This window comes from Brevibacterium aurantiacum (assembly GCF_007558825.1).
GTDB classification, from domain to species: domain Bacteria; phylum Actinomycetota; class Actinomycetes; order Actinomycetales; family Brevibacteriaceae; genus Brevibacterium; species Brevibacterium aurantiacum_A.
Genome location: NZ_VLTK01000001.1, coordinates 349817 through 364202 on the forward strand (window position 1 = coordinate 349817; position 14386 = coordinate 364202).

Annotated in this window: 12 protein-coding genes and 1 tRNA gene; 8 read left to right on the top strand and 5 right to left on the bottom strand. The window is 63.7% G+C overall.

Going from position 1 to position 14386, the window contains the following annotated elements; translation table 11 throughout:
• Window positions 1-89: 89 nt before the first annotated feature.
• Window positions 90-737, top strand: coding sequence for a TetR/AcrR family transcriptional regulator (locus FO013_RS01660; protein WP_143920798.1), 648 nt, complete (start codon window positions 90-92; stop codon window positions 735-737).
• A gap of 51 nt (window positions 738-788) precedes the next feature.
• A complete protein-coding gene (locus FO013_RS01665; RefSeq protein WP_143920800.1) occupies window positions 789-1766 on the top strand; it encodes a hypothetical protein in 978 nt (325 codons plus the stop codon).
• Between the two features lie 10 nt (window positions 1767-1776).
• Here the strand turns inward: FO013_RS01665 and FO013_RS01670 are convergent, their stop codons facing one another.
• Window positions 1777-2913: a C45 family autoproteolytic acyltransferase/hydrolase gene (locus FO013_RS01670; protein WP_143920802.1), complete on the bottom strand. Its 1137-nt coding sequence runs from the start codon at window positions 2911-2913 to the stop codon at window positions 1777-1779.
• Window positions 2914-2949: 36 nt separating this feature from the next.
• Window positions 2950-4044, bottom strand: coding sequence for an MBL fold metallo-hydrolase (locus FO013_RS01675; protein WP_143920804.1), 1095 nt, complete (start codon window positions 4042-4044; stop codon window positions 2950-2952).
• Between the two features lie 458 nt (window positions 4045-4502).
• On the opposite strand from FO013_RS01675, the gene FO013_RS01680 reads away from it, so the two are divergent.
• The gene (locus FO013_RS01680) at window positions 4503-5876 is read left to right on the top strand and encodes an APC family permease (protein ID WP_143920806.1); all 1374 of its coding nucleotides are present in this window, start codon (window positions 4503-4505) and stop codon (window positions 5874-5876) included.
• Window positions 5877-6117: 241 nt separating this feature from the next.
• Here the strand turns inward: FO013_RS01680 and FO013_RS01685 are convergent.
• A tRNA-Ser gene (locus tag FO013_RS01685) sits at window positions 6118-6205 on the bottom strand.
• A gap of 102 nt (window positions 6206-6307) precedes the next feature.
• Window positions 6308-8803 carry a maltokinase N-terminal cap-like domain-containing protein gene (locus FO013_RS01690; protein WP_143920808.1) on the bottom strand — a complete coding sequence of 832 codons (2496 nt, stop codon included), beginning with the start codon at window positions 8801-8803 and terminating at the stop codon, window positions 6308-6310.
• A gap of 247 nt (window positions 8804-9050) precedes the next feature.
• On the opposite strand from FO013_RS01690, the gene ilvA reads away from it, so the two are divergent.
• The 5 genes from ilvA to FO013_RS01715 all read left to right on the top strand — a co-directional run bounded on the left by ilvA (window position 9051) and on the right by FO013_RS01715 (window position 13412).
• Window positions 9051-10337, top strand: coding sequence for a threonine ammonia-lyase IlvA (gene ilvA / locus FO013_RS01695; protein ID WP_143920810.1), 1287 nt, complete (start codon window positions 9051-9053; stop codon window positions 10335-10337).
• A gap of 71 nt (window positions 10338-10408) precedes the next feature.
• Window positions 10409-11437 (top strand): NAD(P)H-quinone oxidoreductase, encoded by a 1029-nt coding sequence (locus tag FO013_RS01700; protein ID WP_143920813.1) that lies wholly within the window; start codon window positions 10409-10411, stop codon window positions 11435-11437.
• A 61-nt stretch (window positions 11438-11498) separates the two neighbouring features.
• Complete coding sequence (locus FO013_RS01705; RefSeq protein WP_143920815.1) at window positions 11499-12077, top strand: proteasome activator; 579 nt, start codon at window positions 11499-11501, stop codon at window positions 12075-12077.
• Complete coding sequence (locus FO013_RS01710; RefSeq protein ID WP_143920817.1) at window positions 12074-12601, top strand: hypothetical protein; 528 nt, start codon at window positions 12074-12076, stop codon at window positions 12599-12601. The genes FO013_RS01705 and FO013_RS01710 overlap by 4 nt, the downstream gene beginning before the upstream one ends.
• Window positions 12573-13412, top strand: a complete 840-nt coding sequence (locus FO013_RS01715) for an HAD family hydrolase (RefSeq protein WP_260847910.1) — start codon at window positions 12573-12575, stop codon at window positions 13410-13412. Before FO013_RS01710 ends, FO013_RS01715 begins: the two co-directional genes overlap by 29 nt.
• Before the next feature lie 112 nt (window positions 13413-13524).
• On the opposite strand, the gene FO013_RS01720 is transcribed toward FO013_RS01715, so the two are convergent.
• Window positions 13525-14373, bottom strand: a complete 849-nt coding sequence (locus FO013_RS01720; RefSeq protein WP_143920819.1) for an HAD family hydrolase — start codon at window positions 14371-14373, stop codon at window positions 13525-13527.
• Between the last annotated feature and the right edge of the window lie 13 nt (window positions 14374-14386).

A 14386-nucleotide genomic window follows, 5' to 3' on the forward strand; every position in this document is an offset into this window, starting at 1 on the left:
ACCGATGCGCAGGGGCCACACCAGCACCGCCCCTGCGACAGCAACACCGCCACACCAGCACAGCGACCGCCACGACGATGAAATGTTCGATGAATACAGACAATCTCAGCGCCCGCAGACGGCAGACCCGATCCACCTTGGTGGAGGCGGGCATGTCCGTCTTCGCCGTCAAGGGCATCGATGGGGCTTCGATCGAGGAGATCTGCGAGGCCGCCGGGTTCACTCGAGGAGCGTTCTACTCGAACTTCTCCAGCCGCGACGACCTGGTTCTGGCCACGATCGAACAGCGCACCTCCCACGACCTCGACCTGCTCGACGCCACCATCGAACGCTGGCGCGATCGCCTCAACTCCAGTCGGCCCGAGGACATCGAGGGATTCCTCACGGAGTTCATCGACGACACCTTCAGCCAGAAGAGGGCCACCGCCGCCGAGGTGATCGCTGAGCAGGAGATCCAGCTGTACTGTCTGCGCACGCCCGACCTCTACCCCCGGTACGCGGAGCTGAGCTCTTTCCAGATACAGCGGATCCAATCGCTGATCGAGAACGCCATCGGCTTCGCGGAAGCCGCCTCGACGATTCCGCTCAAGGACCTCATCGAAGCGCTCACCGCCGTTCACACGCAGTCTTCTCTGCGCGCGGCTGCGGGGAGGGAACTTCACGAGGTCGTCGAGATCGATTCGACGCAGATGGTGCGGATCCTCAGTCGGCTGCTCGACTTCTCGCAGAAGGCCTAGGCTCGGACGGCGAACGCCCAGGACCGGCGCCAAGGCACTAAAGTGGTGGCCGTGAATGAACTTCAGCGCGAATACTACGCCTTCATCAACAACATGGATGTCCGCCTCGGCGCCTTCGTCCTCGCCGACCTGCCCGAGACCTTCGATAAGGAAGACGGGGAGACGGTGCCGTTCCCCAAGGATTTCGGTCCCAAGTCTCTTCCGATGCTCGAGTTCTTCGTGCTCTCCCGCTTCTCCTCCCCCGACGAGGTGATCGACCCCGAGAACCGCAGATTCGTCGAGGGCCTCATCCGCTACCTCGGCGAGACCTATCTCCGAGCGATCGGCGGAGCCTGGGATCACGACGAGGAGACCGGAAACGGGATGCCGTTCATCCGCCCGGACACGGAAGAAGGTCCGCTGAAAGGTGAACCCATTCCCATCCTGGCCATCATCCTTGCCGCAGTCGATGCCAGGACCGCCGAGGTCTTCACGGCCGTCCTGTCCAAGGCCCGCGAGAACCTCGGCGGTGACGGCGCGCCGAAGCGCAGCTGCACCGGCCTGGCGATGGGGATGCTCACCGCTGAGAACTCCAGCGAAGAAGAGGTCGAGTTCCTCTCCCGCTTCATCGGCACCGTGGAACCGGGTATCGCTGCCTGGACCCAGGAGCAGGCCGATCCGTCGTCATGGGAGTTCGGGCGCGAGGCACTGGTCCGGCTGGGTAAGCAGCTCAAGGCCCGCTACGATTCCCGCGATGAGATGATGACGGAAGACGAGACTGAATTCGTCGCCGGAGCGATGCGCTTCATCGGCGAGACCATCCGGCGGATCGGCTTCGGACAGTGGCGATACGGCGCGCACCTCGAGGCCGATGACCCCCGCAGCAGGCAGCCATTCATCCGTTTCCGCGTCGGCGATCAGAACCTCGACATGGTGCCGTGGCGCCTGGCTCAGACAGCGCTGGATGATTCGAACTCGATCGCCTCCGGCCTCGACACCATCATCTCGATGCGCGAAGAAGAGGCCGCAAGCGAAGCCGCTGATGCCTGACGTTCATAGCTCAGAGCTGGTAGCGACGGTTGCCCTGCAACCCGTCTGCCGGTGAACCGGGAGCCAGATCGATCTGCTTGCGCTTCGGGTCGATCTGCACGGTGACCAGGGTCGCCGACCGGTCCCCGTAGGCGGCACCTGGAGCTGGGGTGCAGGACACCGGCGCTTCGTCTGGTCCTGTGGTCAGAAGGTCGATGAGCTCAGCCGTCGACTCGGGACCACTTGAGGTTCCAGCTCGGGCGGAGTACTCCTCCAGTCGCCGCTCGAGGTGAGCGTGACGTGCCCGTGAGGTCGACGTCGCATTGAGCTCGAGGCTTCCGGGGACGAGGTCGGGGTGGAGGAAGTGGTTCGTGTGCAGCAGGAATCCTGACTCCGTGCCCGGCGATACGCTCGGATCTCCGGCTCGTCGCTCGCACTTCTGGGCATTGGCGATCTCGACCTGAACCACCTCGTCGGCGGAGACCACCGTGATGATCGACGAGGAGTTGGTCGGCGCCGAGTGGATGACTTCGAGTGCCTCGTCCAGTGTCCTCGCCGTCGACAGGACACGTTCGAGGATCATGTGGATGGGCACTCCCCCGACCCCATCGCCCTCGTGCTTGAGGATGTTGAGCAAGACGCCGACGCCGGCTTCGTTGAGTCCGATCTTGCCGAGCATCCCGTATTCGGCGATGCCCACATGACGCAGCTGGCCGGGCACAGCGCCCACATCGTTGATGTGCCACAGCGTCGAGAAGTCGGCGGCCCAATCCCAGTTCTGCGCCGCAAGCGAGCTTCCCGAGCGAGTGAAGCTCACGGTCGAACACTCCGTCGGCGAGGCCGGTGCCAGGGTCATGATCTCCGTGCGGGCGATGACCTCCATCAGTTCATCCACGGGAACCTGCGCGCCCTCGGCCACAGCCGCGACCTCCTCAGCAGCCTCAGGCGACCACGCCCTGAGACGTGCGTGACTCGCTGCGGCAGCGGCACGGACGTCCGCCTCGGCGATGGACAGGAATTCGAAGTAGCGCCGGTAGCCTGCGATCGCGGATTCGATGCCCGTGCGCAGCTCACGCCCACGCTGGGCGCCGCGCTGGACGTGGTCAGCGGCTCGCGAGATGAAGGTCTCGGGCCTGACCTCGGCCGCGGGAACGTATTCGGTGCTCATCAGGGTCTCTCCTCTTGTCACCGGGGAATGCTCGCCTCACGCCTGTGGGACGAGCGACCCCGCTCCGACTTCGATGTCCAGGTAATGTATGTGGGCGGCGGTCTCCGCCAGGGCGGCGAACAGGTTAAAGTTGTGCAGCGATTCGAATCCGCGCGACCAGTGCAGACCCTGCGCGATCGAATAGACGCTGTGGTCCTCGGTGGCGTCCATGCGCGCGGTGATCTCACTCAGACGCTGCTGGTGATGGTCGACGAGTTCACGCCTGCGGTCGTGGAGACCCTGGAAGCGGAACCCGTGCGCCGGCAGGACCGCCACCTCGGCGTCCAGCTGGCCGATTTTGTCCAGAGAATCCAGATAGTCGCCGAGGCTGTGAGTGATTGCGCCGCTGTCGAGCCCGATGTTCGGGGTGATCGTCGGGAGCACATGGTCGCCCGAGAACAGCAGCTGGTCCTCATCGCGGATGAAGACCGAGTGGCCGTAGGTGTGGCCCGGCGTCCACAGTGCCCGCAGCGCGCCGGAGACCAGCGGCAGCTCGGAGCCGTCCTCGAGGATGGTGACGGTGTCGGGCATGCTGCTCATCAGCAGCGCGAAGTCGTCCTTGGATCCCGCGCCGCCCTTGTCCTTCTTGCTGCCGTCCTTCTTGCTGACCTGGAGGCGCTCGACCTCGGACCAGCGGTCCTCGGGAACTCCGTAGGCGCGAGCGATGTTGATGCTCGGGTCGACCCCGGTGCCCAGATCCACGCTCTGGGAGAAGAACTGCTTGATCGAGCGCAGATCTTCGCCGTGCATGGCGACCCACATGTCAGGGTTCTTGTGGAGCAGCGCGGGAACCAGCCCGATGTGGTCGCGGTGGTAGTGGGTGATGGCGATCCCGTGGACGTTCGCGACAGTGAATCCCAGGGATCCCAGCGCCGAGGTGAGCGCCAGGTACTGGTCCTTGCCGTCCCAACCGGGATCGATGAGGATCAGACCCGAGCCGTCGGCGATTCCGTAGCAGTAGGTGTAGACGAGTGGGTTGTTGGGGATCGGGACGGGGATCGCCCAGACGCCTTCGGCAACGTTCTCCACTGGGGGCAGAACTCTGTCTTTCCACGCCTTCGACTGCGCCGAGCTGAGTGTTTCGATCGCCATTGTTCGCCGTTGCCTCTCTTCGTCGAGCATCATGGTCGGGTCCGCTCGGGACCGAACCATTGCGACCCCGTACTTTTGCGGGCCGACATTGCCAATGCTGATCAACCTACTCTCTTTTCGCCGTTACTGAAAAGTCGTTCGATAGACGGGATGAGGGGAAACGTGATGGGACGCCACCACCTCGGCGCCGTGATGAGCACGAGGCCCTGCGTGAAATGCCGGCGTCGGGCACACCGACCCGGATTCGAATCTCGACTAGCAATCAGCAACTTGAGCCACTGGATTCGTTGCGAATGACACGTTGCATGTGAAGTTATCGTTTCGTTTCGTGAGATTGATTGCGTTTTCGGTTGTATTGCGGATAGTGTCTATGGCGCAGATCACTTATGCGCCCGCGCGAACGCACGGTCGGGTGGGAGCGCTGCGACATTTGGCAAGACTCATTGGGGAGGATTGATATGGCTGCGTCAGGGTCACTGAAACGCAACCTCGGGCTGTGGTCCATCGTCGGGCTCGGTCTCGGATATATGACGCCGACGGTGGTCTTCGATACGTTCGGGATCGTGTCGGACGAAACCGATGGGGCGGTGCCCGCCGCGTACCTCGTCGCGCTCATCGTCATGATCTTCACGGCCTTCAGCTACGGAAAGATGGTCAAGGTCTTCCCGACAGCGGGTTCGGCCTACACCTACACTCGAGAAACCATGAGCCCGGGACTCGGCTTCCTGGTCGGCTGGACCTCGCTCATGGACTACCTGCTGCTGCCGATGGTCAACTGCCTCATCGCCCGCCTGTATATGGAGTCACTGGTCCCCGATGCCCCCGCCTGGGTGTGGGTGGTCCTCTATACCGTGATCATGACCGGCATCGTCACCACTTCCATGCGCGGCACGGCCAACTTCAACGCCGTACTCCTGGTCTTCGCGGTCACCATGGTCGCTCTCTTCTGCATCATCGCCGTCGTCAATCTGACCAACGGCGAGGGATCCGGAATCGTCTTCAGCGCCGAGCCCTTCATGCATGAGGGCGTGCACATGTCCGCGCTCCTCACCGGCGCCACGGTGGTCTGCTTCTCCTTCATCGGCTTCGATGCCGTGACGATGTACACCAATGAGGCCAAGCATGTGAGCCTCATGCCCAAGGCGATTCTGCTGACCGTGGTCGCTGGTGGACTCATCTTCCTCGTCGCTAGCTACTTCGCTCAGCAGCTCTTCCCCGACAATTCGCAGTTCAGCGTCGTCGACGATCCGCTGCCGGAGATCGGCCTCCTCACCGGAGGGCCCGTCTTCATGGGCTTCTTCCTCGCAGCCGCCTTCGCCGCCACTGTGGCATCGGGCCTGGCCTCCCATGCCTCGGTCTCGCGCATGCTGCTGGTGATGGGACGCAATGGCGTGCTGCCGCGCAAGGCCTTCGGCTACATCCATCCGAAGACCCACACCCCGATGTTCAACATCATCCTGGTCGGCGCGGTGTGCCTGTTTGCGATGTCGTTCAGCCTCGAGTTCATCTCCGCGCTGATCAACTTCGGGGCTCTCATCGCCTTCACCTTCGTCAACCTCACGGTCATCGCGCACTTCGCGTTCCGCACCAGACAGGTCGTCGACTTCAAGTCGGCGTTCAACTACGTGGTGATGCCAGCGATCGGCGCAATACTCACCGGCATCCTGTGGGTGAGCCTGCACGAGACCGCACTGATCGGCGGCGCGATCTGGCTGGCGATCGGTGTCATCTACCTGGCTGTGCTCACCCGCGGCTTCAAGCGCACAGTCCGCAGCTTCGACGACCCCGAGGCCGATGCCGAGATGTCCGAACCGGAGGCCGCCGCGGAATAGGCGCCGGCCGCGGCACTGCGGCGGTGCGGCGGTGCGGCGGGACTGGAGCGTGCCGCAGCAGTGCGGCGGGACTGGAGCCGGCCGGGCGGAGTGCCCGCAGACTCAGATTTCCTGGTGAAGGATTGTCGAATTCATCAACGGAATTCGACAATCTTTCACCAGAGAATCACGACCACGTGCAGGGATGCGAAAAGTCCCCGTCGCTGTCGTTTTCACGATGCGAACGGGGACTTTCACTTTGCGGAAGCGGTGGGATTCGAACCCACGGAGCGGGGTTGCCGCTCAATGGTTTTCAAGACCATCTCCTTCGGCCGCTCGGACACGCTTCCAAGGGTTCGCGATGAACCACGGCCTGCTCCGCACGAGGCTGAGCCACAACAGTTTCTCACAAACCGATTGTCTTCTGCTAATCGGTTCCCGAAGGAGCGGCGTCAGTGCTTTGCTGACCCGCTGCCCTGCTCAGATGCGTCAGTCTGCAACTGCTCGGACATATCGGCCTGTGACTTGTCGGACTCGTCGGTCCGCGGCTGCACCTGCCGTTCCTCCTGCAAGACGTGTCGACCAGTCGAATCCGAATCCTCCGGGGCGGCGCCGCGCGCAGCGAACGTAGCGGGCACGGGCGAGACGACGAACTCGTCCTCTTCGTCCTCGAACTCCTCATCGTCGAAGGCCGACTGCTCGGCGAGGCTTGGACGACGAATTCTGCTCGGCCTGGCAGCGCCGGTGAACTGCGCCGTCGGTCCCTGCCGGGGTGCGGGACGTGGCCGAGGTTCAGCGGATTCTGTTATCTCGGAGTCCGAATCGACAATGGTGCCGGCGTCCGTGTCGGCGGTGGTGCCGGCGTCCGTGTCGGCGGTGGTCTCCGCGTCGGCAGCATTGTCTGTTTCGGGCACAGGGCCGGTGTTGACTGTGGTGTTGACTGTGGTGTCGGCTGCAGCGTCCTTGTCGGCCTCGGAGCCGGCGTCGGAGTCGGAGTCGGCTGCAGTGTCCTTGTCGGCCTCGGAGCCGGTGTCGGTCCCAGCGACCTTGCTGGCCTTGGAATCAGCGTCGGCCCCGGTGCCCGCGTCAGCGAGAGCTTCGTCGGCTTCGACCACGAGATCGGGCGTCCGCGATTCATCCGCGCCGTTCGAAACGACTGCGTCGCTAGGGGCCTCCGCGTCACTCGAATTGTCTTCGTCGTTCGAAGTCACCGTGTCGTTCGAAGTCACCATATCGTTCGAAGCCTCCGTGGCACCCGAAGCCTCTGCGGCAGTCGCGGGAACGCTGAGTTCCGCCTCGGCGGGCGTGTCACCGGCACGAGCCGGCTTGCCCTTGAGAACCAAGGTCAAGGTCGACAGCGGAACCGAGAGCCAGTTGGGACGATTGCGCAGTTCGGTGACGACCTCCACAAGGAGCCTGTCGATGAGTGCCGCGCGCAGGACAGGATCGCCGAGACCCAGGCTTTCGCCACGGGCTCGAGAATAGCCGCTGAGCAGCGAGTTCTGCACCTGCGAGGCCCAGAGGAATTCCGGGGAATCGTAGACGGCTCGCAGCGCTGACGCGTCATTGCCGAAGCCGTTGACGACGAGGCCGCCGTCCTCCGATTCGAGCTCGCCGGTCCGCTGCAATCTGGCGAATCCAGCCGCGTAGTCAACGCTGCGCAGCAATGCCACGAGGTCGAGTGCCACCGGCTTCGGATCCGAGTTCGTCGAGTCCGTGAACTTCACGACCGAGTAGCCGTCGGTTCCCGAGCTCACTACGTGATCAAGAGTCAGCTCTCCATGGATCTTCTGCAGCACACCGATCGTACTCAGCGACTGCAGCTTCACGCGGTGGGCACGCAGCTCGGGCACCAGGGAATCCAGGGCCAGCGGAGCACGGCCCAGTGCCCAGTCGATGCGCTCGATCCACTTCTTGGCCAGAAGCCTCGTCGGCTCGCCCCGACCTTCGACGATGCCGAATTCGGCGGCCATATCCGAGTGGAGCTCACCGATGCGGCGGCCCATCTCCGAAGCCTGAGCGTTGTAGGCTCCGATCGATCCGGAATCGACGGCGCAGACGATGTCCACTGCTTCGCGCCAGGCGGCTTCGGCGTCGACGTCCACATGGGACAGCAGCGCCATCGGAGCCTCCATCTCGGTGACCTCGAACATGTCGTACCACCGGCCTGAGCCCCAGCCGATGACTTCGGGAACACTGCGGGAGCCCGCCTCGGTGAGCAGAACCGGGATCGTCAGCGATGACGGCATCCCGTTCTCCAACACACGGAAGAAGCTGAGCTCCATCGGCTCGTACTCGTCGTGGATGATGACCATTGATTTATGGGCGCCGGAGTCGGTGACCTCTATGGGACGGATGTCGATGGGCAGCTCTTCACGAGCGTCCGTGACCAACGAAGCCTTCGACGGCTTCGGTGGGACCACCTCGGCGGGGGAATTGCTACGGCCCGAGGCTGACCGCGAAGGAGCTGATGCCGCCGGCACCGAAGACTGCGCAGGCTGGCTCCCTCGCGATGCTGCTGCCTTCTCCTGGCTGTGACGCAGCGATTCTGTGCTCAGCTGGCCGCCGTCGAAGACTTTGCGCTTGGTGATCGCGTCGGCCATGAGATTGACGAAGACGGGGTCTGCCGCACCGTCATAGACGAAGACTTCTCCCAGTGCGAGGTCATCGATCCGACCGATCAGCGACTTGCGCAGGTGCATGTCTTCGACTCCGCGCAGTGAGAGCGGAATGTTGAGCCGACGCAGGGTCGGACCGTCACCGACAGAGATCACGGTCACGAGACCGGCGAAACCACCGAGCGCCTCGGCCTTATACACAAAGGCACGAGCCACCGACATCGGAGTGATATCGGGGTCGGTTCCGAAGTCTGCGGCGTGCTTCGGAAACCACGACTGCCGAGGTATCCAGCTGGCTAACAGTTGCTCCAGCTCACTGCTGATGGCCATGTCGCCTCCTTGAAGGAATTAAGGGCATCTCCATCCAATCATGTTAAGGCCCTCGCGCTGTTCAGGGCGCACCAGAAATCATCAACTCCGCGCCGTATTCCATACCTTCAGCACCCCATCGGAGGCCTTTCGACGCCCCAGCGCAGTGCCGGTCAGCGGCGGCGGAGTGCTGGTAGGGCGGCTTGCCGGGTGTCCTCATTCCGGAACGAGTTGCACAAGGACAACACAGAAGGAGCACAATGGAGTCGTGTTGAAAAAAGACGTATCACCCCAGCAGCAAACACTCGCGAACGAGGTCGAAGCGGCCGCGACGCGAATTGCCGACTCTGTGATCATGTCTCCCCTGCAGATTTCGGAGCGGCTGTCCGCCGCCACCGGCTCCACTGTCTACCTCAAACGCGAGGACCTGCAGATGGTGCGTTCGTACAAGGTCCGCGGCGCGTTCAACTTCATGCTCCAGCTCGACGAGACCGAGCGTGCCCGGGGAGTCGTGTGCGCCTCGGCGGGCAACCATGCCCAGGGCTTCGCCCGCGCGTGTAAGGAGCTGGGCATCCAGGGCACCATCTTCGTCCCCAAGACCACGCCGAGGCAGAAGGTCGACCGGGTCCGTCATTTCGGCGGCGACTGGGTCACGATCGAGATCTCCGGCTCCACCTATGACGACGCATCGGCGCTGGCCCACCGGCACGCAGAACGCAACGACGCCCTCCTCGTCTCGGCCTTCGACGATCTACGCACCATCGCCGGCCAAGGCACGGTCGCTGTGGAGATCGCCTCCCAGCTCAAGGCAGCACCCGACTACATCATCGTGCCCGTCGGCGGCGGCGGAGTGATCTCCGGAATCGCGGCCTATGCGGCCCAGAACCTGCCGGGCACCACCGTCATCGGCGCCGAACCAGCGGGTGCCGCCTCGATGATCGCAGCACTCAAGGCCGGACGTCCGGTCACCTTGGAGAACATCGATCCCTTTGCCGACGGCACCGCGGTCAAGCGCGCCGGGGCGCTGACCTACGACATCGTCTCCGACCTCGAAGTCGATGTCCGCCCCGTTGCCGAGGGCGCAGTGGCCACGGAGATGCTCGACATGTACCAGGTCGACGGCATCATCGCCGAGCCATCCGGGGCAATCGCCTCGGCAGCCATCGGGAAGCCGGGGACGGGCAAGCCGATCGCCATCGAACCAGGATCGACCGTCGTGTGCCTGGTCTCCGGCGGCAACAACGACATCTCCCGCTACCCGGAGATCTTGGAGCGCTCACTCGTCCACGAAGGCCTCAAGCACTACTTCATCGTCGACTTCCCGCAGGAGCCCGGCGCCCTCCGTCGCTTCCTCAACGAGATCCTCGGCCCCGACGACGACATCGCGATGTTCGAGTACGTCAAACGCTCTGATCGTGAAACCGGCCCTGCCTTCGTCGGCATCGAACTCGGCTATGCCGAGGACCTGCCGAACCTGCTCGAACGTATGGACGCCTCACAGATCGAGATCGAACGCGTGCACCAGAACTCACCGATGTTCCGTCTCTTCGCCTGAGGCCCTGCGAGCCTCGTCTCGGACGTGAAGTCACCTCGGCCGAATCTTCGCCGAACCACTAGAGTGGAATCATGCGAGCAATCACGATTTCCACTCCAGGCGGTCCCGAAGTCCTTCAGGTCACCGAGGAGCCGACCCCGGACATCGCGGCCGACGAAGTTCTGGTCACAGTGCACGCGGCCGGCATCAACCGCGCCGATCTGCTGCAGCGCCAGGGCTTCTACGACCCACCGGCCGGTGCCACGCTGATCCCGGGCCTCGAAGTCTCCGGCACGATCGCCGAGCTCGGCTCCGAGGTCACCGGTTGGAAGGTCGGCGACCGAGTCGCCGCCCTCCTCTCCGGTGGAGGTTACGCGGAGTCAGTCCCCGTTCCTGCAGGTCAGCTCCTTCCAGTCCCTGACAGTCTCGACCTCACCGAGGCTGCCGGCCTGCCCGAGGTTCTGGCGACAGTGCATTCCAACATCGTCGGCAATGCGAACATCCAGGCTGGCGAATGGCTCCTCGTCCACGGCGGCGGATCCGGAATCGGCACGGCCGCCATCCAGATCGCCAAATACCTCGGCGTCAAGATCGTCGTCACCGTCGGGTCCGAACGCAAGGCCGAATTCTGCCGCAGCCTCGGCGCCGATGCCGTCATCAATTACCGTGACGAGGACTTCGTCGAACGCGTCCACGAGATCTGCGTTCGCCCCGACGGTTCGACCGGCGCCGACGTCATCCTCGACATCATCGGTGCGAAATACCTGAAGTCCAACGTCAAGGCTCTGGGCACCGACGGGCGCCTCGTCATCATCGGCATGCAGGGCGGCGCGAAGGCCGAACTCAGCATCGCCTCGCTCATGCAGCCACGCAAGTCGGTCGCGGGCACGACGCTCCGGGCACGACCCAAGGAGCAGAAGATCGAGATCATCGCCGAGGTGGCTGCACAGTTGTGGCCGGCAGTGATCTCCGGTGACATCCGCCCGATCGTCCACGAGACGATGCCCTTGTCCGATGCGCCCAAGGCCCATACCGCATTGGAAGAGGGCGCGAGCATCGGAAAGGTGCTGCTCATCGTCGACGAGTCAGCGCCTGCCGCGAAGTCAGAACAGCACGTCTGAGGCTCATTGAGGCTGAGGCCCAGCGTGTCTGAGCTTCAGCGCAGGAAGAAGGTGTCCGAACATGACCAGCACTCCCGATCAGTCCGAGAGCTCCTCCACGCAGCCGGGACACTCCCCCGGTCAGTCGGCGAGCATCTCAGAACAGCCGGCGGGTCCTGCCGGTGAATCCGTCGAAGAGTCATCGGCCGAGGTCGATGTGTCATCCCCGGCGAAGGTGATGCGGATCGGAACCATGGTCAAACAGCTCCTCGAAGAGGTTCGCAACACCGACCTCGACGAGAAGGGTCGCGAGCGTCTGGCGAAGATCCACCGCCGGTCGATCGACGAGCTCGAGGACGGCCTGTCCAAGGATCTCATCGACGAACTCGAACGCCTCGACCTGCCCTTCGACACGGGCGATGGCCCTCCGACGAACTCCGAGCTGCGCATCGCCCAAGCCCAGCTGGTCGGCTGGCTGGAGGGACTCTTCCACGGCATCCAGACCGCGATCATGGCACAGCAGGCGATGGCGCAGCAGGGTCCTGCCGGGCATGGACAGCTGCCACCGGGAATGGCGGCACCCGGGACCGCTCCGACCGCAGCCGCCAACGGCCAGAAGCAAGACGACACCGACAACCGCCGCACGGGCAACTACCTGTGAAGAACATCTTCTCCGGTCTGCGAAAGCCGGGCGGATCCTCCTCGCGCAAGGGCCCTGACCAGCAGTTCGGCACTGGGCTCTGGCGCCATAACCGCGACCGGTTCATCCGCGCCGTCGACCGCTACTACACCACCTCGGTGGCCATCCACGAGTTGACGGCCGAGGGCCGGGGTCCGTCTGCCGACGCCAACACGATCATCGATGGGACGCAGCGCCTCAACGACCTGGTGCCGGTCGTCGACGAGATCACCGCGTGGCTGAACACCCATCACCCGGTCTCCGGGCAGGTCGTTCCCGGCCACACCCGAAATGCTGTCGGTGACACTCCGGAACTGCTGACCAGGGCCTCATCGAAAGTCGCCGAGGCGGTGCTCGCGGCATCGATGGCCCGCACCGAGATCATCGCCGGGCGACAGTTCGGCCCAAGCGCGAAGGCGACCGAACGATTCATCGCCGACGCTGCGCAGCTGCTCGAACACGTCCAGGAGAACGTGGATGGACGGGGCAATCATGACGCCACCTGAGGGCTTCGACCTGGGGCTCGTCGCCAGCGATATCGACGGCACTCTTCTGCTTGATTGGAAGCCCATCTCCAAAGCCACGATCGATGCGATCCACCGCTGCCAGGACATGGACATCCCCTTCGTCCTCGTCACCGGTCGGCCGATCAGATGGCTGGAGACGATCGCCGCACAGATACCCGACCTCGGCCGTGTCATCTGCCTCAACGGAGCAGTCGTCTATGACATCGCCTCGGCGAGAGTGGTCTCTGCTCACACGATCGAATTCTCCGAAGTTGAGAAGATCATCGCCACGATCGCCGCTTCCCACCCGGAGGCGAATTTCGCGTTCGAGACTCTCACCGGCGGACTCGTCGACAAAAACTTCATCTCCCGCAACCCCCGACAGGCCCACGTCATGGAGAACCTGTCGGAGCTGGCCACGCGTGACGTCGTGAAGATCCTCGTCAGCATCGGCTCCGAAGACTCAGCGGCCCTCCACGATCTGCTTGATCCCCTGGTCGCCGCGAACTGCCATGCTTCATTCTCAGACCCTGTCAACGGTCTAGTCGAACTGGCTCCGGCAGGTGTCACGAAGGCGAAGACGCTCGAGGAACTGTGCGGCCACCTCGGCGTGGCCCGTGATCAGGTGATGGCGTTCGGGGACATGCCCAACGACATCGAGATGCTGACCTGGGTCGGCCACGGCGTCGCCATGGGCAACGCGCTGCAGTCGGTGAAGGACTGCGCTGCCACCGTCACCGACGCAGTCGATGAGGATGGCGTCGCACGCTACCTGGGCGCCGTGCTCGACGCTCACGCAGGACGCCCCTAAAAATACCCGACGTCACTAATGTCAGGCGGCGCCGCCCGACATTAGTGACGTCGCCGATGTTTAGCGAAGTACGCGGCCGCAAGGCCGCGTCAGCACGAGCGGTCTCTGAGCCTCAGGTGTGGGTGGCGCGCGAACCGCTGAGTGAAAGCACCCCGCGGTCGAGGTCGAAGTAGTCGACGAGAGCGACGGCCAAGCCATCGTCATCAACCGACTTCGTCACGAGCGATGCACGCTGTTTGAGCACGTCCTTCGACTGACCCATGACGATTCCGTGATGGACCCACTCGATCATTTCGATGTCGTTGAGTCCGTCACCGGCGCCGATGCTCAACTCGTGGTCGATTCCGAGTTCGGATTCGACGAGTTCGAGCCCACTGGCCTTCGACACTCCGTCGGGGGCGATGTCGAGCCAGTTGCTCCAGCCCACCGAATAGCTGACTTCGTGGAGACCGAGGCGATCGACAGCCTCGGCGAACTCCTCCGCAGTTCCGTTGACCTCTCGCATGACGATGCGGGTGGCGCGCTTCTGCAGGAGCTGCTCGAAATCGACGATGTCGAGCGTGTCCGATTCCGCGAGCTCACCCGCGGGGAATGGTCCTGAGGCCCATCGGTGCAGGTCGGGATCCTCAACGAGGAACAGCGCGTTCGGCAGTGCCTCGTACATCTTCTCCAGAGCGTCCTTGGGGTCGAAGGACACGACGTGGTGCATCTCCCAGCCCTGCGGCGAAGCCGGGTCGAGTTTGACGACGACAGATCCGTTCGAGCAGACGACGAACCCTTCCTTGAGGTCGAGTGCGTGCACGACCTCAAGCGCTCCGGGCAGTGCCCGTCCGGTGGAGATGACGAGGTGATGACCGGCTTCGGCGAGCTGGGTCAGCACCTGCCGGACGGGGTCGGACAGTGATCCGTCGTAGTTGACGATGGTGCCGTCGATGTCGAGCGCGATGAGGTGTTCGGGCAATTTCTCTCCAAGC

Coding starts and splice junctions, on each gene's coding strand:
- FO013_RS01660 (WP_143920798.1), top strand. CDS start 90: ATGAATACAGACAATCTCAGCGCCCGCAGACGGCAGACCCGATCCACC.
- FO013_RS01670 (WP_143920802.1), bottom strand. CDS start 2,913: ATGAGCACCGAATACGTTCCCGCGGCCGAGGTCAGGCCCGAGACCTTC.
- FO013_RS01675 (WP_143920804.1), bottom strand. CDS start 4,044: ATGGCGATCGAAACACTCAGCTCGGCGCAGTCGAAGGCGTGGAAAGAC.
- FO013_RS01680 (WP_143920806.1), top strand. CDS start 4,503: ATGGCTGCGTCAGGGTCACTGAAACGCAACCTCGGGCTGTGGTCCATC.
- FO013_RS01690 (WP_143920808.1), bottom strand. CDS start 8,803: ATGGCCATCAGCAGTGAGCTGGAGCAACTGTTAGCCAGCTGGATACCT.
- FO013_RS01700 (WP_143920813.1), top strand. CDS start 10,409: ATGCGAGCAATCACGATTTCCACTCCAGGCGGTCCCGAAGTCCTTCAG.
- FO013_RS01705 (WP_143920815.1), top strand. CDS start 11,499: ATGACCAGCACTCCCGATCAGTCCGAGAGCTCCTCCACGCAGCCGGGA.
- FO013_RS01715 (WP_260847910.1), top strand. CDS start 12,573: ATGGACGGGGCAATCATGACGCCACCTGAGGGCTTCGACCTGGGGCTC.